The organism is Stenotrophomonas sp. PS02298 (genome assembly GCF_029959445.1).
Lineage (GTDB): Bacteria > Pseudomonadota > Gammaproteobacteria > Xanthomonadales > Xanthomonadaceae > Stenotrophomonas.
On sequence record NZ_JASCOR010000004.1, the window covers coordinates 55262 to 70861 of the forward strand.

10 protein-coding genes are annotated in these 15600 nt (G+C 64.9%); 7 read left to right on the plus strand and 3 right to left on the minus strand.

The annotated features are described in order from the left end of the window. Window positions 1-47: 47 nt before the first annotated feature. The 3 genes from prpF to pbpC all read left to right on the plus strand — a co-directional run bounded on the left by prpF (window position 48) and on the right by pbpC (window position 8991). Entirely contained in the window at window positions 48-1241 is a 1194-nt protein-coding gene (prpF, locus tag QMX78_RS01495; RefSeq protein ID WP_282265855.1) for a 2-methylaconitate cis-trans isomerase PrpF, read from the plus strand. A gap of 226 nt (window positions 1242-1467) precedes the next feature. After that, the gene (locus QMX78_RS01500; RefSeq protein WP_282265881.1) at window positions 1468-6375 is read left to right on the plus strand and encodes an alpha-2-macroglobulin; all 4908 of its coding nucleotides are present in this window, start codon (window positions 1468-1470) and stop codon (window positions 6373-6375) included. Window positions 6376-6648: 273 nt separating this feature from the next. Then, a complete protein-coding gene (gene pbpC / locus QMX78_RS01505) occupies window positions 6649-8991 on the plus strand; it encodes a penicillin-binding protein 1C (RefSeq protein WP_282265882.1) in 2343 nt (780 codons plus the stop codon). Between the two features lie 337 nt (window positions 8992-9328). Here pbpC and QMX78_RS01510 read toward each other — a convergent pair whose 3' ends face one another. Further along, complete coding sequence (locus QMX78_RS01510; RefSeq protein WP_282265857.1) at window positions 9329-9811, minus strand: peroxiredoxin; 483 nt, start codon at window positions 9809-9811, stop codon at window positions 9329-9331. Window positions 9812-9962: 151 nt separating this feature from the next. Here QMX78_RS01510 and QMX78_RS01515 point away from each other — a divergent pair, with 151 nt between their 5' ends. Then, window positions 9963-10400, plus strand: coding sequence for an Hsp20/alpha crystallin family protein (locus QMX78_RS01515; protein ID WP_282265859.1), 438 nt, complete (start codon window positions 9963-9965; stop codon window positions 10398-10400). Between the two features lie 126 nt (window positions 10401-10526). Beyond that, the gene (locus QMX78_RS01520; protein ID WP_282265861.1) at window positions 10527-11426 is read left to right on the plus strand and encodes a DnaJ C-terminal domain-containing protein; all 900 of its coding nucleotides are present in this window, start codon (window positions 10527-10529) and stop codon (window positions 11424-11426) included. A gap of 299 nt (window positions 11427-11725) precedes the next feature. Here the strand turns inward: QMX78_RS01520 and pilH are convergent, their stop codons facing one another. Then, window positions 11726-12109 (minus strand): twitching motility response regulator PilH, encoded by a 384-nt coding sequence (gene pilH / locus QMX78_RS01525; protein ID WP_062166594.1) that lies wholly within the window; start codon window positions 12107-12109, stop codon window positions 11726-11728. Between the two features lie 90 nt (window positions 12110-12199). Further along, window positions 12200-13195 carry a YhdH/YhfP family quinone oxidoreductase gene (locus QMX78_RS01530; protein ID WP_282265864.1) on the minus strand — a complete coding sequence of 332 codons (996 nt, stop codon included), beginning with the start codon at window positions 13193-13195 and terminating at the stop codon, window positions 12200-12202. A 297-nt stretch (window positions 13196-13492) separates the two neighbouring features. Here QMX78_RS01530 and hflK point away from each other — a divergent pair, with 297 nt between their 5' ends. Both hflK and QMX78_RS01540 read left to right on the plus strand, forming a co-directional pair. Further along, a complete protein-coding gene (gene hflK / locus QMX78_RS01535) occupies window positions 13493-14599 on the plus strand; it encodes an FtsH protease activity modulator HflK (protein WP_282265866.1) in 1107 nt (368 codons plus the stop codon). Further along, on the plus strand, window positions 14596-15459 hold the full coding sequence (locus QMX78_RS01540) for a protease modulator HflC (RefSeq protein ID WP_282265868.1): 864 nt from the start codon (window positions 14596-14598) through the stop codon (window positions 15457-15459). Before hflK ends, QMX78_RS01540 begins: the two co-directional genes overlap by 4 nt. Window positions 15460-15600: the final 141 nt, after the last annotated feature.

A 15600-nucleotide genomic window follows, 5' to 3' on the forward strand; every position in this document is an offset into this window, starting at 1 on the left:
TCGCATCCGGCCTTCCACATCACGATCGAAGCAAGGAAACCCGCACCATGTCCCACATTCCCCAGATCAAGATTCCGGCAACCTACATGCGCGGCGGCACCTCCAAGGGCGTGTTTTTCCGCCTGGAAGACCTGCCGGCCAGCGCCCAGCAGCCGGGCCCGGCACGTGACCATCTGTTGCAGCGGGTAATCGGCTCGCCAGATCCGTATGCCAAGCACACCGATGGCATGGGCGGCGCCACCTCCAGCACCAGCAAATGCGTGATCATCTCGCCCAGCAGCAAGCCTGATCACGATGTGGATTATCTGTACGGGCAGGTGTCGATCGATACCGACTTCGTCGACTGGTCCGGCAACTGCGGCAACCTGTCGACCGGTGCTAGCGCGTTCGCGCTGCACGCTGGCTACGTCGATCCCGCACGCGTGCCGGAGAACGGCACCTGCGTGGTACGCATCTGGCAGGCCAACATCAACAAGACCATCATCGCCCATGTGCCAGTCAGCAACGGGCAGGTCCAGGAAACCGGTGATTTCGAGTTGGATGGCGTAACCTTCCCGGCCGCCGAGATCGTGCTGGAGTTCATCGACCCGGCCGATGAGGGCGAAGGCGAGGGGGGCGGCGCGATGTTTCCCACCGGCAACCTGGTCGACGAGCTCGATGTGCCAGGTGTCGGCAAACTGCAGGTGACCATGATCACCGCCGGCATCCCCGCGGTCTTCGTCAATGCCGCGGACATCGGTTACACCGGTGCCGAGCTGCAACCGGTCATCAATGAAGACAAGGCGGCACTGGCAAAGCTGGAAGCCATCCGCGTTACCGGTGCCTTGCGCATGGGCCTCATCAAGAGCGCTGAAGAAGCGCTCAAGCGGCAGCACACGCCCAAGGTCGCCTTCGTGGCGCCCCCGCAGGATTACCTGTCCAGCGGCAACAAGCAGATCCATGCCGCCGACATCGACCTCAATGCCCGCGCCATGTCGATGGGCAAGTTGCACCACGCGATGATGGGCACCGCTTCGGTCGCCATCGCCACGGCAGCGGCAGTGCCGGGCACGCTGGTCAACCTCGCTGCCGGCGGTGGTCAGCGTGATGCGGTGCGCTTCGGCCACCCATCCGGCACGCTGCGCGTCGGGGCCGCGGTCGCGCTGGTCGATGGCCAGTGGACGGTCACCAAGGCGGTGATGAGCCGCAGCGCCCGCATCCTGATGGAAGGTTGGGTGCGCGTGCCCGGTGATGCGTTCTGATATCGCGCTCCGTCCATGGCAATGAGGGAGGCGAAAGAAGAGCAAGGGCTGCTGGAATCGGTGGCCCTTCTCTTTTTTGGGGTATCGAGGACTCACCTGTAGCGCGTGTTGTTCGCCGGGCGGGTTTCCAGACACATCTCCAGCAGGGGGCGCATCGCTACACAAGCCCTTACATGTGGGCTGGTTATACTCCGGCGATCTGCGGGAGGACGCCATGGGTAACAGGATGTTGAAGGGTATGCGTTGGGCTGCGGCCGCCTTGGTGGCGCTGGCCTTGGTTGCAGGATGCAGCAGGAACGAAACCGGGCAGCTGCCCGGCGCCAGCGGTGAGGCGATCCAGACCAAGCAGGAAGAGGTCAAGGGTTTTGCCATGCTGCGCGCCTACCCGGACCAGAAGGGTGGTGACGGCCTTGCGTTGGCGGTGGAGTTCTCGCGTCCGCTGGTCGGCACCCAGGACTTCGACAAGTTGCTGCGCTTCGAGGAGAAGGTCGGCAACGAGGACAGCAGCTGGTCGCTGTCGGACGACGGCAAGACCCTGCGCTATCCCTATGTGGAGGCGGCCAAGGAATACACGCTGATCATCTCTGCCGACCTGCTGGCCGCTGATGGCAATCGGTTGGGCACGGAAGTGAAGCAGAAGGTCTTCACCGGCGAGCTGGATCCTGCGGTGGGTTTTGCCTCGCAGGGCAGCGTGCTGCCGGCCCGCGAGAGCCGCGGCTTGCCGGTGGTATCGGTGAACGTGCCTGAGGTGGACGTCGAGTTCCTGCGCGTGCGCGAGAAGGACCTGCCAACCTTCTTCAGCCAGTACCAGCGCGGCGGCCGCCGTGGCAGCTGGGAGCTGGACAGCGAATACGGTGACAAGACCCCGCTCAACCAGCTGGCCGAACCGGTCTACGTCAACCGCTTCATCCTCGGTGGCAAACAGAACGAGCGGGTGCTGACCTATCTGCCTATCCAGGACGTCAAGGAGCTGCAGCAGCCCGGCCTGTACTTCGCGGTGATGAAGCGCACCGGCAGTTTCGACAGCGAGTTCGATACCTCGTTCTTCACTGTCAGCGACATCGGCCTGCATACCCGCGCCTACAAGGACAAGCTGTTCGTCCACACCGCTTCGCTGGCCGACGGCGCGCCGGCCAGGAAGGTCGAGCTGAAGGTCATCGACGGCAAGGGCGAGGTCATCCTCAAGGGCCAGACCGACGGCAATGGCAACGCCTTGCTCAACTACACGCTGGATGCCGCGCATGTGCTGGTCGCCAGCAGTGGCAGTGACACCACCATGCTGCCGTTCAACCAGCCAGCGCTGGACCTGAGCGAGTTCGCGGTGGCCGGGCGCCAGAACGCCAATTTCGACGTATTTGCCTGGTCCGGGCGCGATCTGTACCGCCCGGGCGAAACCGTGCGCATTTCCGCGCTGCTGCGCGACAACGACGGCAAGACCCTGGCCGGGCCAGCCACCGGCGGCCAGCCGGTGTTCCTGCGGCTCAAGCAGCCCGACGGCAAGACCTTCCGTGAAACCCGCTTGCAGCCGGGCGAGCAGGGCTATTTCGCGTTCGAGCAGACCATCCCTGTGGAAGCACCGACCGGGCGCTGGACCGTTGAGTTCCGCACCGATCCGGCCAGCAAGGAGGCGGTGCAGGGCATGACCCTGCGCATCGAGGAGTTCCTGCCCGAACGCATGAAGCTGGATCTGGCCAGCGCGCAGAAGACGCTGAAGCCGGGTGAAGCATTGAAACTGCAGGCCGATGCTGCCTATCTGTATGGCGCGCCGGCAGACGGCAACCGCTTCACCGCGCGTCTGGCGGTGGCAGTCGAACAGCATCCGGTCGAGTCGATGCCGGGCTGGTTCTTCGGCGACCCGACCGTGCAGCTGCCGCGCGAAGCCAATGACGTGATCGATACCACCCTGCCCAAGGACGGCAAGCTGCGCGAAGACGTTGCACTGCCGGCCGAGGCGGGCAAGGCCACCACCGTGGCTGCGCTGCTGTCCGGCAGCGTCTATGAAACCGGTGGCCGCACAGTTACCCGCACCTTGAAGCGGGTGATGTGGCCGGCACCGGCGCTGGTCGCCGTGCGCCCCTTGTTCAACGATGCCGATGGCGCCGATGCCAATGCCAATGCGCGCTTCGAGCTGATGCGGGTGGATGCCGATGGCAAGCCGCAGCCGGCCAAGGGGCTGAAGATCACCTTGGTGCGCGAGCTACGCGACTACCATTGGACCTATACCGACAACCGTTGGGACTACGACTTCACCCGTCGCTTCGAGAACAAGGAAACCCGCACCATCGATGCCGGTGCCACCTCGGCGCGGTTCGATTTCCCGGTCGAGTGGGGCGAGTACCGGGTGGACGTGTTCGATCCGGCCACCGGCCTGACCATGCGCTATCCGTTCCGCGCTGGTTGGAGCTGGGATGATCAGAACCGTGGGCTGGATGCCCGCCCTGACAAGGTAAAGCTGTCGCTGGACAAGACCGCCTACCGCGCCGGTGACACCGTCAAGGTCACGTTGACACCGCCGCATGCTGGCCGTGGCGTGCTGATGGTTGAAAGCGACCGCATGCTGTACGTGCAGGACATCGACGCCAAGCCGGGCAGCACGTTTGAAATCCCGGTCAGCAAGGACTGGGAGCGGCACGATGTCTACATCACCGCCTTGGTGTTCCGTGGTGGCAGCGCGCCGAGCAAGATCACCCCGGCGCGTGCCGTCGGCGTCGCGCATGTGCCGATGGACCGCCGCGACCGCCGCGTCGCGGTGGGCCTGATCGCGCCCAAACAGATGCGCCCGGAACAGCCGATGACGGTCACCGTCAGCGCGCCCGAGCTGGCCGGCAAGCCGGCGCATGTCACCGTCTCGGCGGTCGATGTGGGCATCCTCAACATCACCCGCTTCCCGGTGCCGGATGCACCCGGGCACTTCTTCGCGCAGCGTCGGCTGGGCGTGGATGCCTATGACATCTACGGTCGCGTGATCGAGAGTTTCGAGGGCAATAGCGGCAAGTTGAAGTTCGGCGGCGACATGGCATTGGCGGCCTTGCCGCAGGCCAAACGGCCGACCGCACGCGTGCAGACCGTGGACCTGTTCTCCGGCCCGGTGGCGCTCGATGCCAAGGGCAATGCGCGGGTGCGCCTGCAGGTACCGGACTTCAACGGCACCCTGCGCGTTTCGACGATGGTCTATTCGGCCGACCGCTACGGCAACCGGGATGTGGAGACGCTGGTGCGCGCGCCGATCCTGGCCGAGGCCAGCATGCCGCGGGTGATGGCACCGGGCGATCGCAGCACGGTTACCCTCGACGTGCAGAACTTCACCGGCAAGCCCGGCGAGTTCAACGTGCGCGTGGACGGTGAAGGTCCGCTCGGTATCGGTGAGTCGACCCGCACGGTGCAACTGGCGGTGGACGCCAAGAGCACGCTGAGCTTCCCGCTGACCGCGCAGGAAGGCTATAGCGTGGCCAAGGTGCGGGTGCGCGTTGATGGCAATGGCTTCAAGGTGGACCGCCGCTACGACCTGCCGGTGCGCGCGGCGTGGCCATCGGTGCTGCGTTCGCAGACCCGTACCCTGGACCCGCTGGCGCCGATCACCCTGGACAGCAGCTTTGCCAATGGGTTGATGAGCGGCTCGGTCAATGCGCGCATGCTGGTGAGCGCCTTGCCACCGATCCCGTTCGCCTCGGCCCTGCAGGGCGCCTTGAACTATCCCTATGGCTGCGCCGAGCAGACCACCAGCAAGGGGTATGCAGCGCTGATGCTGGACGAGGCCACGTCGACCATGCTTGGCGCCGATGGTCTGGACGCCAAGGTGCGCCGCGAGCGCATGGAAGGCGCGTTCGGCCGCCTGGCGTCGATGCAGGTGTCCAACGGCAACTTCTCGATGTGGGGCGATGACGACTACATCAATCCGGCGCTGACCCCGTACGTCGCCGAGTTCCTGCTCGACGCCAAGGACGCAGGCTTCGCGGTGCCGGAGAACGTGCTGCAGAAGGCCTTGAACCGGATCAGCGAAGACCTGCTCAGCGGTGGCAACCAGTTTTACGGCAGCGACCGCCGCGATGCGCTGAAGTTCGCCAACCAGGCCTATTCCGGCTATGTGCTGGCACGGGTCAACCGCGCACCGCTGGGTACGCTGCGCACGCTGTGGGACAACGAGCGCAGCAAGGCAGTGACCGGCCTGTCGCTGGTGCATCTGGGGGCTGCGTTGGCGGTCCAGGGTGACAGCAAGCGTGGCCAGGCGGCGATTGCTGCTGGCTTCGCCAAGTCCAGCGCCGATCGTCCGGAGTATTTCGGTGACTACGGCAGCCGCCTGCGCGATGAGGCACTGATGATCGCCTTGCTGCACGAACGCGGCCTCTCCAAGCCGGAATACGATGCGCGCGTGATTGATCTGGGGCGCACCCTGGACGCACGCCGCAACAGCGGCTGGATGTGGCTGAGCACGCAGGAGCAGGTAGCGCTGGCGCGTCTGGGCAAGGCCTTGATGGCCAACCAGAAGAAGCTGGTATCCGGTGAGCTGGCAGTCGGTGACAAGGTCGAGGACATCAGTGCACGCAAGGCCTTCGGCCGTGTCTTCGACATGGCGCAGCTGGCGCAGGGCGTGCGGTTCTCGCCGCAGGGCGAGGCGCCGATGTTCGCCAGCCTCGACGTTGCCGGCATCCCGCGTCAGCCACCGGCACCGGACAACAGCGTTATCGGCATCGAGCGCTCCTGGTTCGGCACCGATGGCAAGCCGTGGACGCCGCGTCCGTTGAAGGAAGGCGAGGCCCTGATCGTGCGGCTGAGCGTCACTTCCAACTCGAACATGCCCGATGCCTTGCTCACCGACCTGTTGCCGGCCGGCCTGGAAATCGAGAACTTCAACCTCGGCGATGCCAAGCAGTGGGCCGACGTGGTGGTGGGTGAGGTCAAGGTCAGCGACCGTTCCAGCGCCGCCGACGTCAAGCACGAGGAGTTCCGCGATGACCGCTATGTGGCTGCACTGAAGCTGTCGCGTGGCAGCACCGCGCACGTGTTCTATCTGGTGCGTGCGGTCACTCCTGGCACATACATGGTGCCGCCGCCGCTGGCCGAGGATATGTACCGTCCGGACATGCGCGGCGTGGGTCGTTCCAACCCCAGCACCATCACGGTGGTGCAGCCGTAGTCGCTTGCTCCCTCCCTTTGCCAACGGCAAGGGGAGGGCCGGGGAGGGGTAAGCTCTCCCACGGCCAAGCCATTCCGTCGCAGCGACACAGGCAATAATCGCGGCGTCAGGCTGCTGCTCCTGCACCCTCCCTTTGCCGAAGGCAAGGGGAGGGTGGGGGAGGGGTAAGCTCGTCCGCGGCCAAGCCGTTCCGCCCCAGCTCCACAGGCAATGTCTGAAGAATCATCCCCATTGAAAACGCGCGCCTCCCGGCTGAAACACGTTGCCACCCGCGTGCGCACCATCTTCACGCTCCGCAACCTGCGCTGGGCGCTTGCCGCCCTGCTGACCTTGTTGCTGGTGCTGGACTTGGCATTTCCGTTGCCGCTGCCGAAATCACGCGACACCAGTACGCTGGTGGTCGCGCGCGATGGCACACCGCTGCGTGCCTTCGCTGATGCAGAAGGCGTGTGGCGTTACCCGGCCGATGCAAAGACCATCTCGCCGCTGTACCTGCAGGCCTTGCTGACCTACGAAGACCGCTGGTTCTGGCGCCACCCCGGCATCAACCCGTGGGCGCTTGTGCGCGCTGGCAAGCAGATGCTGCTGGAACGACGCATCGTCTCCGGTGGCTCGACCCTGACCATGCAGGTCGCGCGCATCCTCGATCCGCATACGCGCACGCCCTGGGGCAAAGTGAAACAGTTGCTGCGCGCGCTGCAGCTGGAAGTGCACTTGAGCAAGGCACAGATCCTCGACCTGTACCTGGAACGCGCGCCTTACGGCGGCACCATTGAGGGCGTGGAAGCGGCGAGTTGGGCCTATCTGGGCAAGTCGGCCACGCATCTGTCGCAGGCCGAGGCCGCGTTGCTGGCGGTGTTGCCGCAGTCGCCGAGCCGGCTGCGTCCTGATCGGCACCCGGAAGCCGCGCAGCGCGCCCGCGACAAGGTGCTGGCACGCATGGCCGAGCTCAAGGTGTGGTCGGCCGATGATGTCGCCGACGCGCGCATCGAGCCGGTGGTGGCACGTTCGCTGCAACAGCCTTTGCATGCCGCCTTGCTGGCGCAACGCATGCGCAGCGCCTATCCGCGTGTGCCGCAGATCGAAACCACGATCGACAGCGGCCTGCAACGTACTTTGGAAGAACGTGTCTCTTCCTATTTCTCACAACTCCCGGAACGCACCTCGGCTGCGCTGCTGGTGATGGACAACACCACACTGGAAGCACGCGCCTATGTCGGCTCGGTCACGTTTGCTGACAAGGCCCGGCTTGGCCATGTGGATATGGTGCAGGCGTGGCGCTCACCGGGTTCAACGCTCAAGCCGTTCCTGTATGGCATGGCGTTGGACGACGGGCTGATCCATTCGGAGAGCCTGATCGTGGATGCGCCACAGAGTTTCGGTGGCTACCGACCGGGCAATTTCGATGCGGCATTCAATGGTCCAGTTGGTGCTGCAACTGCCTTGCGCTTGTCCTTGAACGTGCCGTCGGTGGATCTGCTGGACAGGGTTGGCACATCGCGGTTCGCTGCACGATTGGGCAATGCCGGCATCAATCTGCGTTTCCCGCATGGCACTCAGCCCAGCCTTGCGTTGATACTCGGTGGTACCGGGGCGCGCCTGGAGGATCTGGTCGGCGCGTTCTCCGCGTTCAACCGGGAAGGTATCGCCGGTCGCGTGCGCTACACGCCGAAAGACCCACGCATCGAGCGTAGGCTGGTATCGCCGGGTGCCGCATGGATCGTGCGTGATGTGCTCGAGTCCAATCCGCGCCCCGGTTACGGAGTAGGCACTTTCGATACCGGCAACCGACCGCGCGTTGCATGGAAGACTGGCACCAGCTACGGCTATCGCGATGCCTGGGCGATCGGCAGCACCCGCTCTTACACGGTCGGTGTCTGGGTTGGTCGTCCGGATGGCACGCCGCTGCCGGGCCAATACGGCGCGGTGACGGCCTTGCCGCTGATGTTCGAGGTCATCGACAGCCTGCCGCGCCAGGCCGCTGACAATGCAGTGCGGGCACGGCCGGACAGCGTCAGCGAGGTCGAGATCTGTTGGCCGCTGGGCATTGCCGCCGAGCAGACCCCGCCTGCCATGTGCCAGCGCCGGTTCCCTGCGTGGGTGCTGGATGGTGTGGTGCCGCCAAGCTTTCCTGAGCGCGAAGCGCGGTTATGGCAATCCGGGCGCATGCGTTTCCAGATAGATGCAAGAACCGGGCAGCGGCTGTCGCCCGGTTGCGAAGGCCATGCACACATCGAGGATCGCGAGATCGCGCGCTGGCCAGCGATGGCTTCGCCTTGGCTGACCGTGGCGCAACGGCAGGCGCAAAGCCTGCCGCCATTGGCATCGGACTGCGCCGATGACGGACGGCAGTCCGATGGCGTCTTGCATATCGATGGTCTGAATGACCTGGCCACACTGGCGCGCCCGCCGGGAGCACAGCATGGCCCGCGCCTGCAGCTGCGCGCGCTGGGCAGCGAGGCGACGATTGAATGGTTGCTCGACGGCCGTTGGATAGCGCAGACACAAGGTGCCCGCACCTTCACCCGCGACTTCAATGACGCCGGCGAACACACCCTGACGGCGCTGGCAGCCGACGGCACATGGACGCGCGTCCGCTTCCGCGTAGTGAACTAAGCGCCGCAATGTAGTGCCGAACGATGCTCGGCAGGGGCTTTCCAGCAATGCCCAGTAGTGCCGCGCCATGCTCGGCAGGGGCTTTCCAGCAATGCCCTGTAGTGCCGAGCAATGCTCGGCAGGGGGCTTTCCCAGCAATGCCCTGTAGTGCCGAGCCATGCTCGGCAGGGGCTTTCCCAGCAATGCCCTGTAGTGCCGAGCCATGCTCGGCAAGGGGCTTCCCCCGCCATGTCATGCAGTGCCAAGCCACGCTCTGCAGGGACCTTGTCGCGGCTACAAAATCGCCGGTAACGCCCCAGCCGAGCAGGGCTCGGCACTACGGGGAATTTTCGCGCCTTCAAACCGGCAAATTGGCCAGCACATGCTCGGCTCCGGATACTTCGAATTGTCCTGGCTGTTCGATGTAGGTAGCGCGGACCACGCCGTTCTCGATGTACAACGCAAATCGCCGCGAACGGATGCCCATGCCGGAGGCGCTGGCATCCATTTCCAGGCCCAGCGCGCGGGTGAAATCGCCGTTGCCGTCTGACAGCATCTGCAAGCCATCCGGTACCGATTGGCTCTTGGCCCAAGCCTGCATCACGAACGGGTCGTTGACCGCAATGCAGAACACTTCGATGCCGCGGTTGCGGAAATCCTCGAAATGCTCGACATAACCGGGCAGGTGGCGGGCCGAGCAGGTCGGGGTGAATGCGCCGGGCACGGCGAACAGCACCGCCTTGCGGCCATCGAACAATGCGTGGGTGTCGATCGTTTCCAGCCCTTCGCGCAGACGCTTGAGGGTGACTTCAGGGATGCGGTCGCCAACGTTGATGGACATGCAGGACTCCTAGGCTGAATTGAAGTTTAAAGAGACGGTGGAAGCACCGCGTCAACAGCTTGAAAAGGCGGTCTTCACACAATACGTCGTGTGCATGGGAAAGGCAGCGCCATTCCGGCATGCCAGTCCCCATATCTTGCAGGAGGACATCATGAGCATCGTACGTTACCGCCAGTGGCCGACGCAGTCCGAGATTCATCAGTTGTTGTCGCCATTGCTTGAAACCGTCACCAACAGCACCGCGTCAGCCTGGGCGCCTGCAGTCGATATCCGCGAGGAAGCCAACCGTTTCGTCGTTTCTGCCGATCTGCCCGGCGTTGACCCCGCCGGCATTGAAGTGCAGATGGAAAAGGGTGTGCTGACCATCAGCGGCCAGCGCAGCGCGCCGGAGCTGGCTGAAGGCCAACGTCTGACCCGCAGCGAACGCGGCCAGGGCGCCTTCAACCGTCGTTTCGTGCTGCCCGACAGCGCTGACGCCGAGGGCATCGTTGCCCATAGCCACAATGGTGTGCTGGAAGTGCGCATTCCCAAGCGCAGTGAGGCAGCACCGCGCCGCATCCAGGTGGTGCAGGGCCAGCCCAGCGCCTGACGGCGTGAGCGAACTTCCACCTGCGCAGGCACCGTGGCCCGGTAGAATGGGGCCACGGCGCCTGCCGATTGCACGATGGCCCGTTGCCGCAAGGTGTCGGGCCAGCTTTTTTTCAGAGGTGTGAGGATGGAATTCAAGGATTACTACGCCACGCTTGGGGTTGAGCCCAGCGCCGGTGATGCCGAGATCAAGACGGCCTACCGTCGGTTGGCGCGCAAGTACCACCCGGACGTAAGCAAGGAAGCCGGCGCCGAGGACAAGTTCAAGGCGGTCAATGAGGCCTATGAGGCGCTGCGCGATCCAGCCAAGCGCAAGGCCTATGACCAGCTGCGCGCGCAGGGCTATCGCCCGGGCGAGGAATTCAATGCGCCGCCGGGGTTTGGCGGCGGGCAGGGCTTTGATTTCGAGGAAGTATTCGGCGGCGGTGGCGCCGGTGGTGGTTTCAGCGATTTCTTCGAAAGCCTGTTCGCCCGGCAGCGCGGCGGCGCGGGTGCCGGTGGACGTCGCCCGGGCCCGGGTTTCGGTGGTGCCGGCCCGCAGCCGATGCGCGATACCCGCGCCAAGCTGTCGGTCCCGCTGGAGGCTGCTTACAGTGGCGACGGCCTGCGCATCACCGTGGACGGTCGCCAGCTCGACGTGCGCGTCCCCAAGGGCATCCGACCAGGCCAGGTGATCCGCCTGAGCGGGCAGGGCAGTGGCGGCGGCAACCTGATGCTGGAGGTGGAGTACGCCTCGCATCCGCAGTTCGAGGTGGATGGCCGCAATATTCTTTACACGCTGCAGGTGACGCCCTGGCAGGCTGCCTTGGGTACCAGCATCAGCGTGCCGACCCTGGGTGGCTCGGTGGAGCTGAAGGTGCCGGCCGATTCGGACAGCGGCCGCAAGCTGCGCCTGCGTGGTCGAGGCTTGCCCGGCAGCCCGGATGGTGACCAGATCGTGGAGCTGGAAGTGGTGGCGCCGGTAGCGAGCAACGAAGCCCAGCGCAAAGCGTACAAGGACCTGGCCAAGGCGTTTGGCGAGGACTGATCGCGGTTTGGTTTGCGCTGTTGCTGTTGAAGAGAAGCGGGCTTTGCCCGCTTTTCTTTTTTCTTTGGTTTATATCTTTAGCTAGAAGCTTGCCCTCACCCCAACCCCTCTCCCGTAAACGGGAGAGGGGCTAGTGCTCTACGAGCTCATGCAATCCGAGCCCCTCTCCCGCCTGCGGGAGAGGGGTTGGGGTGAGGGCAAGCTTCCAGCAAGCAAACCCTAAGCAAACCCCAACACCCAAAAACAAGAAAGGCGGGCAAAGCCCGCCTTTCCAAACCGCTTTCCCCAAGAAAGCAGCATCACCCAACCGGCGGTGCCTCGGCACTGAACACCTGCGCGATCACTGCAGACAGGTCGTCTTCGGTAAAGGGCTTGGTGATGTACGCCTTCGCCCCCTGGCGCATGCCCCACAAACGATCAGTGTCCTGATCCTTGGTGGTCACCAGGATCACCGGGATGTGCTGCGTGGTCGCCTCGCGCTTGAGCGTGCGGGTTGCCTGGAACCCGTTGAGGTTCGGCATCACCACGTCCATCAACACCAGGTCCGGCAGCACCTGTTTGGCAACCTCCACCCCAGAGGCGCCATCAGTTGCGGTGAAAATCTCATGCCCCAGCTTTTCCACAATGCGCTGGATGCCCATCAACTGCGATGGTGAATCGTCGACGATCAGGATACGCGCCATGTTTTTCCCCAAGTAGTGGCGGCAGTGTAGTGCTGGCGCGGCGCTGGCGTGAAGTGACGCACCTCACGCCAGGGCGGCTGATAGGCGATATCAGTCGATTCTTACGACGGTGCGGCCGAAGGATTTGCCTTCCAGCATCGTGGCGAAGACCTCGGGCAGGCCATCCAGGCCCACTTCGCGGGTACAGATGCGGTCCAGATGACGCGGCTTCCAGTCGCTGCCCAGACGCTGCCAGACCTGCTCGCGGATGTCGCGGGCGGTGCCGGCCGAAGCCACGCCGAGCAGGGAGACGCCGCGGATGATGAAGGGCATCACCGTCATGTCCAGCTCGCCGGAGGCGGCCAAGCCGGCCGACGCCACGTTGCCATAAGGGCTGGTCTGCGCCAGCAGGCTGGTCAGCATGCTGCCGCCGACGTTGTCCAGGCCACCGCCAAAGCGTGCCGATTCCATCGGCCGGGTGGTGGCCAGCGCATCGCGACCGAGGATCTGGCTGGCACCGATGGCGGTCAGGTAGTCGGCCGCCTCGGCCTTGCCGCTGATCGCGTGCACCTCGTAGCCAGCCTGGCTGAAGATGTCCACCGCCAGCGAGCCGACCCCGCCGGTAGCGCCGGTGACGGCCAGCGGGCCGTGGGCCGGGGTCTGCCGGTTGTCGGTCATGCGCAGCAGTGCCAGCGCGGCGGTGAAGCCGGCCGTGCCCAGCACCATGGCCTCGCGCAGGCTGAGCTGGGCCGGCAGCGGGATCACCCACCTGGACTCCAGGCGCACGTACTGGCTGTAGCCGCCGTCACGGGTTTCGCTCAGGCCACAGCCGGTGGTCAGCACCTGGTCGCCTTCACGGAAGGCCGGGTCGCTGGAGGCGACAACCTCGCCCGCCACGTCGATACCGCCGACCAGCGGGAAGCGACGCAGGATCTTGCCCTTGCCGGTGCCAGCCAGCGCATCCTTGTAGTTGACCGAGGACCAGCGGGCGCGGATCACCACCTCGCCCGGGCTCAGCTGGTCCAGGTCCACTTGTTCAGGACCGCTGCGGTAGCCCGCGTCGTCGTTGTGGATGCGGAAGGCGGTGAACGGGGCGGTATGGGACATCGGTAGGCCTGCGTCGGAACGGGGGAGTGCAACCATAACTGTTGTGAAAACGCTGGTCTGCCCTTATTCCTGTTCAGAGCAGGTGCCGGGAGGGGCCTGCACGGATACTGCGGGACCCGTCTTGGCTGGGGCTCGCACCGCCGGATCAGCTACCTGGCTCGCTGATCAGTGAGTAAAACTTTCCGTTCAGGTAGCCCCGAACCTGTTCAGAGTCTGCCTTGTTAGAATCGGGATTCGATAGATGGTCAGGTCCTCGGCGGGAGCCCCCGCAGCCTGGCCCTTACAGATGGAGCATGCATGGCCTGGAATACACCCGGCGGCAACAGCGGTGGTGGTGCGGACAACAACCGCGCGCCGCGTACGCCACGTGGCGGCAATGGCGGAGGTTGGGGTGGTGGACTGCCCGGTCCGCTGCGCGACCTGTTTGATGGCGGTATCTGGCGCTGGGTGCTGGTCGCGTTGGCTCTGCTGTTGTTGTTCTCCAGCTTCCAGCTGATCGGCGAACAGCAGCGCGGCGTGGTCCTGCGCTTCGGCGAGTACTCGCGCATCCTGCAGCCGGGCCCCAACTTCAAGCTGCCGTGGCCGCTGGAATCGGTGGTCAAGGTCAATGCGACCCAGATCAAGACCTTCAGCAGCAACGTGCCGGTGTTGACCCGGGACGAGAACATCGTCAACGTGTCGGTCAACGTGCAGTACCGCGTGGACGACCCGCGCGAGTACCTGTTCGGTACGGTTGATGCTGACCAGATGCTGGAACAGTCCGCGCAGAGCGCCGTGCGTGAGCAGGTTGGCCGCGCCGACCTGAATACCGTGCTGAACAACCGTGGCCCGCTGGCCGTGGTCGCCGAGCAGCGCCTGCAGGCCTCGCTGAAGACCTACAAGACCGGCCTCAGTGTGACCGGCCTGACCCTGCCCGATGCGCGTCCGCCGGAAGAAGTGAAGCCGGCCTTCGACGAGGTCAACGGTGCCCAGCAGGTCAAGGAGCGTTTGATCAACGAAGCCCAGGCTTACGCCGCCAAGGTTGTACCCGAAGCGCGCGGCCAGGCCTCGCGTGCCCGTACCACCGCCGAAGGCTACAAGCAGGCCATCGTCGCCCGCGCCGAAGGTGACGCCCGCCGTTTCACCCTGTTGCAGGGTGAGTACAAGAATGCGCCGGAAGTCACCCGCAAGCGCCTGTGGCTGGAAACCGTGCAGCAGGTGCTGGCCGAGAACCGCAAGGTCATCGGTGGCGACGGCCGCCAGCTGATCTACGTGCCGATGCCGGCCGATGCCGGCAAGACCTCGGCTGCCCCGCAGCTGACCCCGGAAATGGTGGCACCGGCCTTGCCGGCGGCGACCGACAGCATTCGCAATGCGGACCGTTCGGTCTCGCGCTCGGCATCGCGTGAGGAGGCCGGCCGATGAAAAATTCAGTCGTTATCGGCGTACTCGTCGCGGTGTTGCTGGGCCTGTTGGGGTCGGTCTATGTGGTTCGCGAAGACCAGACCGCCATGGTGCTCAACCTGGGCAAGGTGGTGCGTGCCGACATCAAGCCGGGCCTGCACTTCAAGGTGCCGCTGGTTGAAACCGTGCGCGTGTTCGACCGTCGCTTCCAGGTGCTGGACACCGCCCCGGCGCGTTACTTCACTGCCGAGCAGAAGGACGTCAGCGTCGACTTCTTCGCCATTGGCCGGATCTCCGACGTGCGCGCCTACTACCGCGCCACCGGCGGCGACAGCAAGATCGTCAACGCCCGCCTCGCACCGATCATCACCGACTCGCTGCGTAACCAGATCAACTCGCGCACCTTGCAGGCACTGGTGTCCGGTGACCGTGGCGAGTTGATTGCCGGTCAGCTGAAGTCGATCAACGAGGCGATTGCTGCCTTGGGCATGGAGATCATCGACCTGCGCATCAAGCAGATCGACCTGCCGACCGACAGCCAGGTGATTGCCGACGTCTACGAGCGCATGCGCGCCCAGCGTAAGCAGGAGGCCGCCAAGCTGCGCGCCGAGGGTGAGGAGCAGTCGCTGACCATCCGCGCCCAGGCCGACCGCGAAAGCACCGTGATCGTGGCCGAAGCCGAACGTGATGCGCAGCAGCTGCGCGGTGAGGGCGATGCCCAGGCCGCGTCGATCTACGGCAAGGCCGGTTCGGCTGACCCGTCGTTCTACGCCTTCTACCGCAGCCTGGAGGCCTACCGCGCCTCGATGACCGACGGCAACGGCGTGATCGTGCTCGACAAGAACGACCCGTTCCTGCAGTACATGAAGAGCGATCGCTGATCGCTCGGCTTGGGCCTTGCTCAAGCCCCTCTCCCGCTTGCGGGAGAGGGGTTGGGGTGAGGGCAGCTTTTGCGGGCGTAGCCCTGTAGTGGCGCGCCCTGCGGGGGAGGGGCGTTGGAAGCACAATTATGCGGCCCCACA

Bases quoted from the DNA above. Each gene is read 5' to 3' on its own strand.
- QMX78_RS01515 (WP_282265859.1), top strand. From the start codon at position 9,963: ATGAGCATCGTACGTTACCGCCAGTGGCCGACGCAGTCCGAGATTCAT.
- QMX78_RS01540 (WP_282265868.1), top strand. From the start codon at position 14,596: ATGAAAAATTCAGTCGTTATCGGCGTACTCGTCGCGGTGTTGCTGGGC.
- pilH (WP_062166594.1), bottom strand. From the start codon at position 12,109: ATGGCGCGTATCCTGATCGTCGACGATTCACCATCGCAGTTGATGGGC.
- QMX78_RS01530 (WP_282265864.1), bottom strand. From the start codon at position 13,195: ATGTCCCATACCGCCCCGTTCACCGCCTTCCGCATCCACAACGACGAC.
- prpF (WP_282265855.1), top strand. From the start codon at position 48: ATGTCCCACATTCCCCAGATCAAGATTCCGGCAACCTACATGCGCGGC.
- QMX78_RS01500 (WP_282265881.1), top strand. From the start codon at position 1,468: ATGTTGAAGGGTATGCGTTGGGCTGCGGCCGCCTTGGTGGCGCTGGCC.
- hflK (WP_282265866.1), top strand. From the start codon at position 13,493: ATGGCCTGGAATACACCCGGCGGCAACAGCGGTGGTGGTGCGGACAAC.
- QMX78_RS01520 (WP_282265861.1), top strand. From the start codon at position 10,527: ATGGAATTCAAGGATTACTACGCCACGCTTGGGGTTGAGCCCAGCGCC.
- QMX78_RS01510 (WP_282265857.1), bottom strand. From the start codon at position 9,811: ATGTCCATCAACGTTGGCGACCGCATCCCTGAAGTCACCCTCAAGCGT.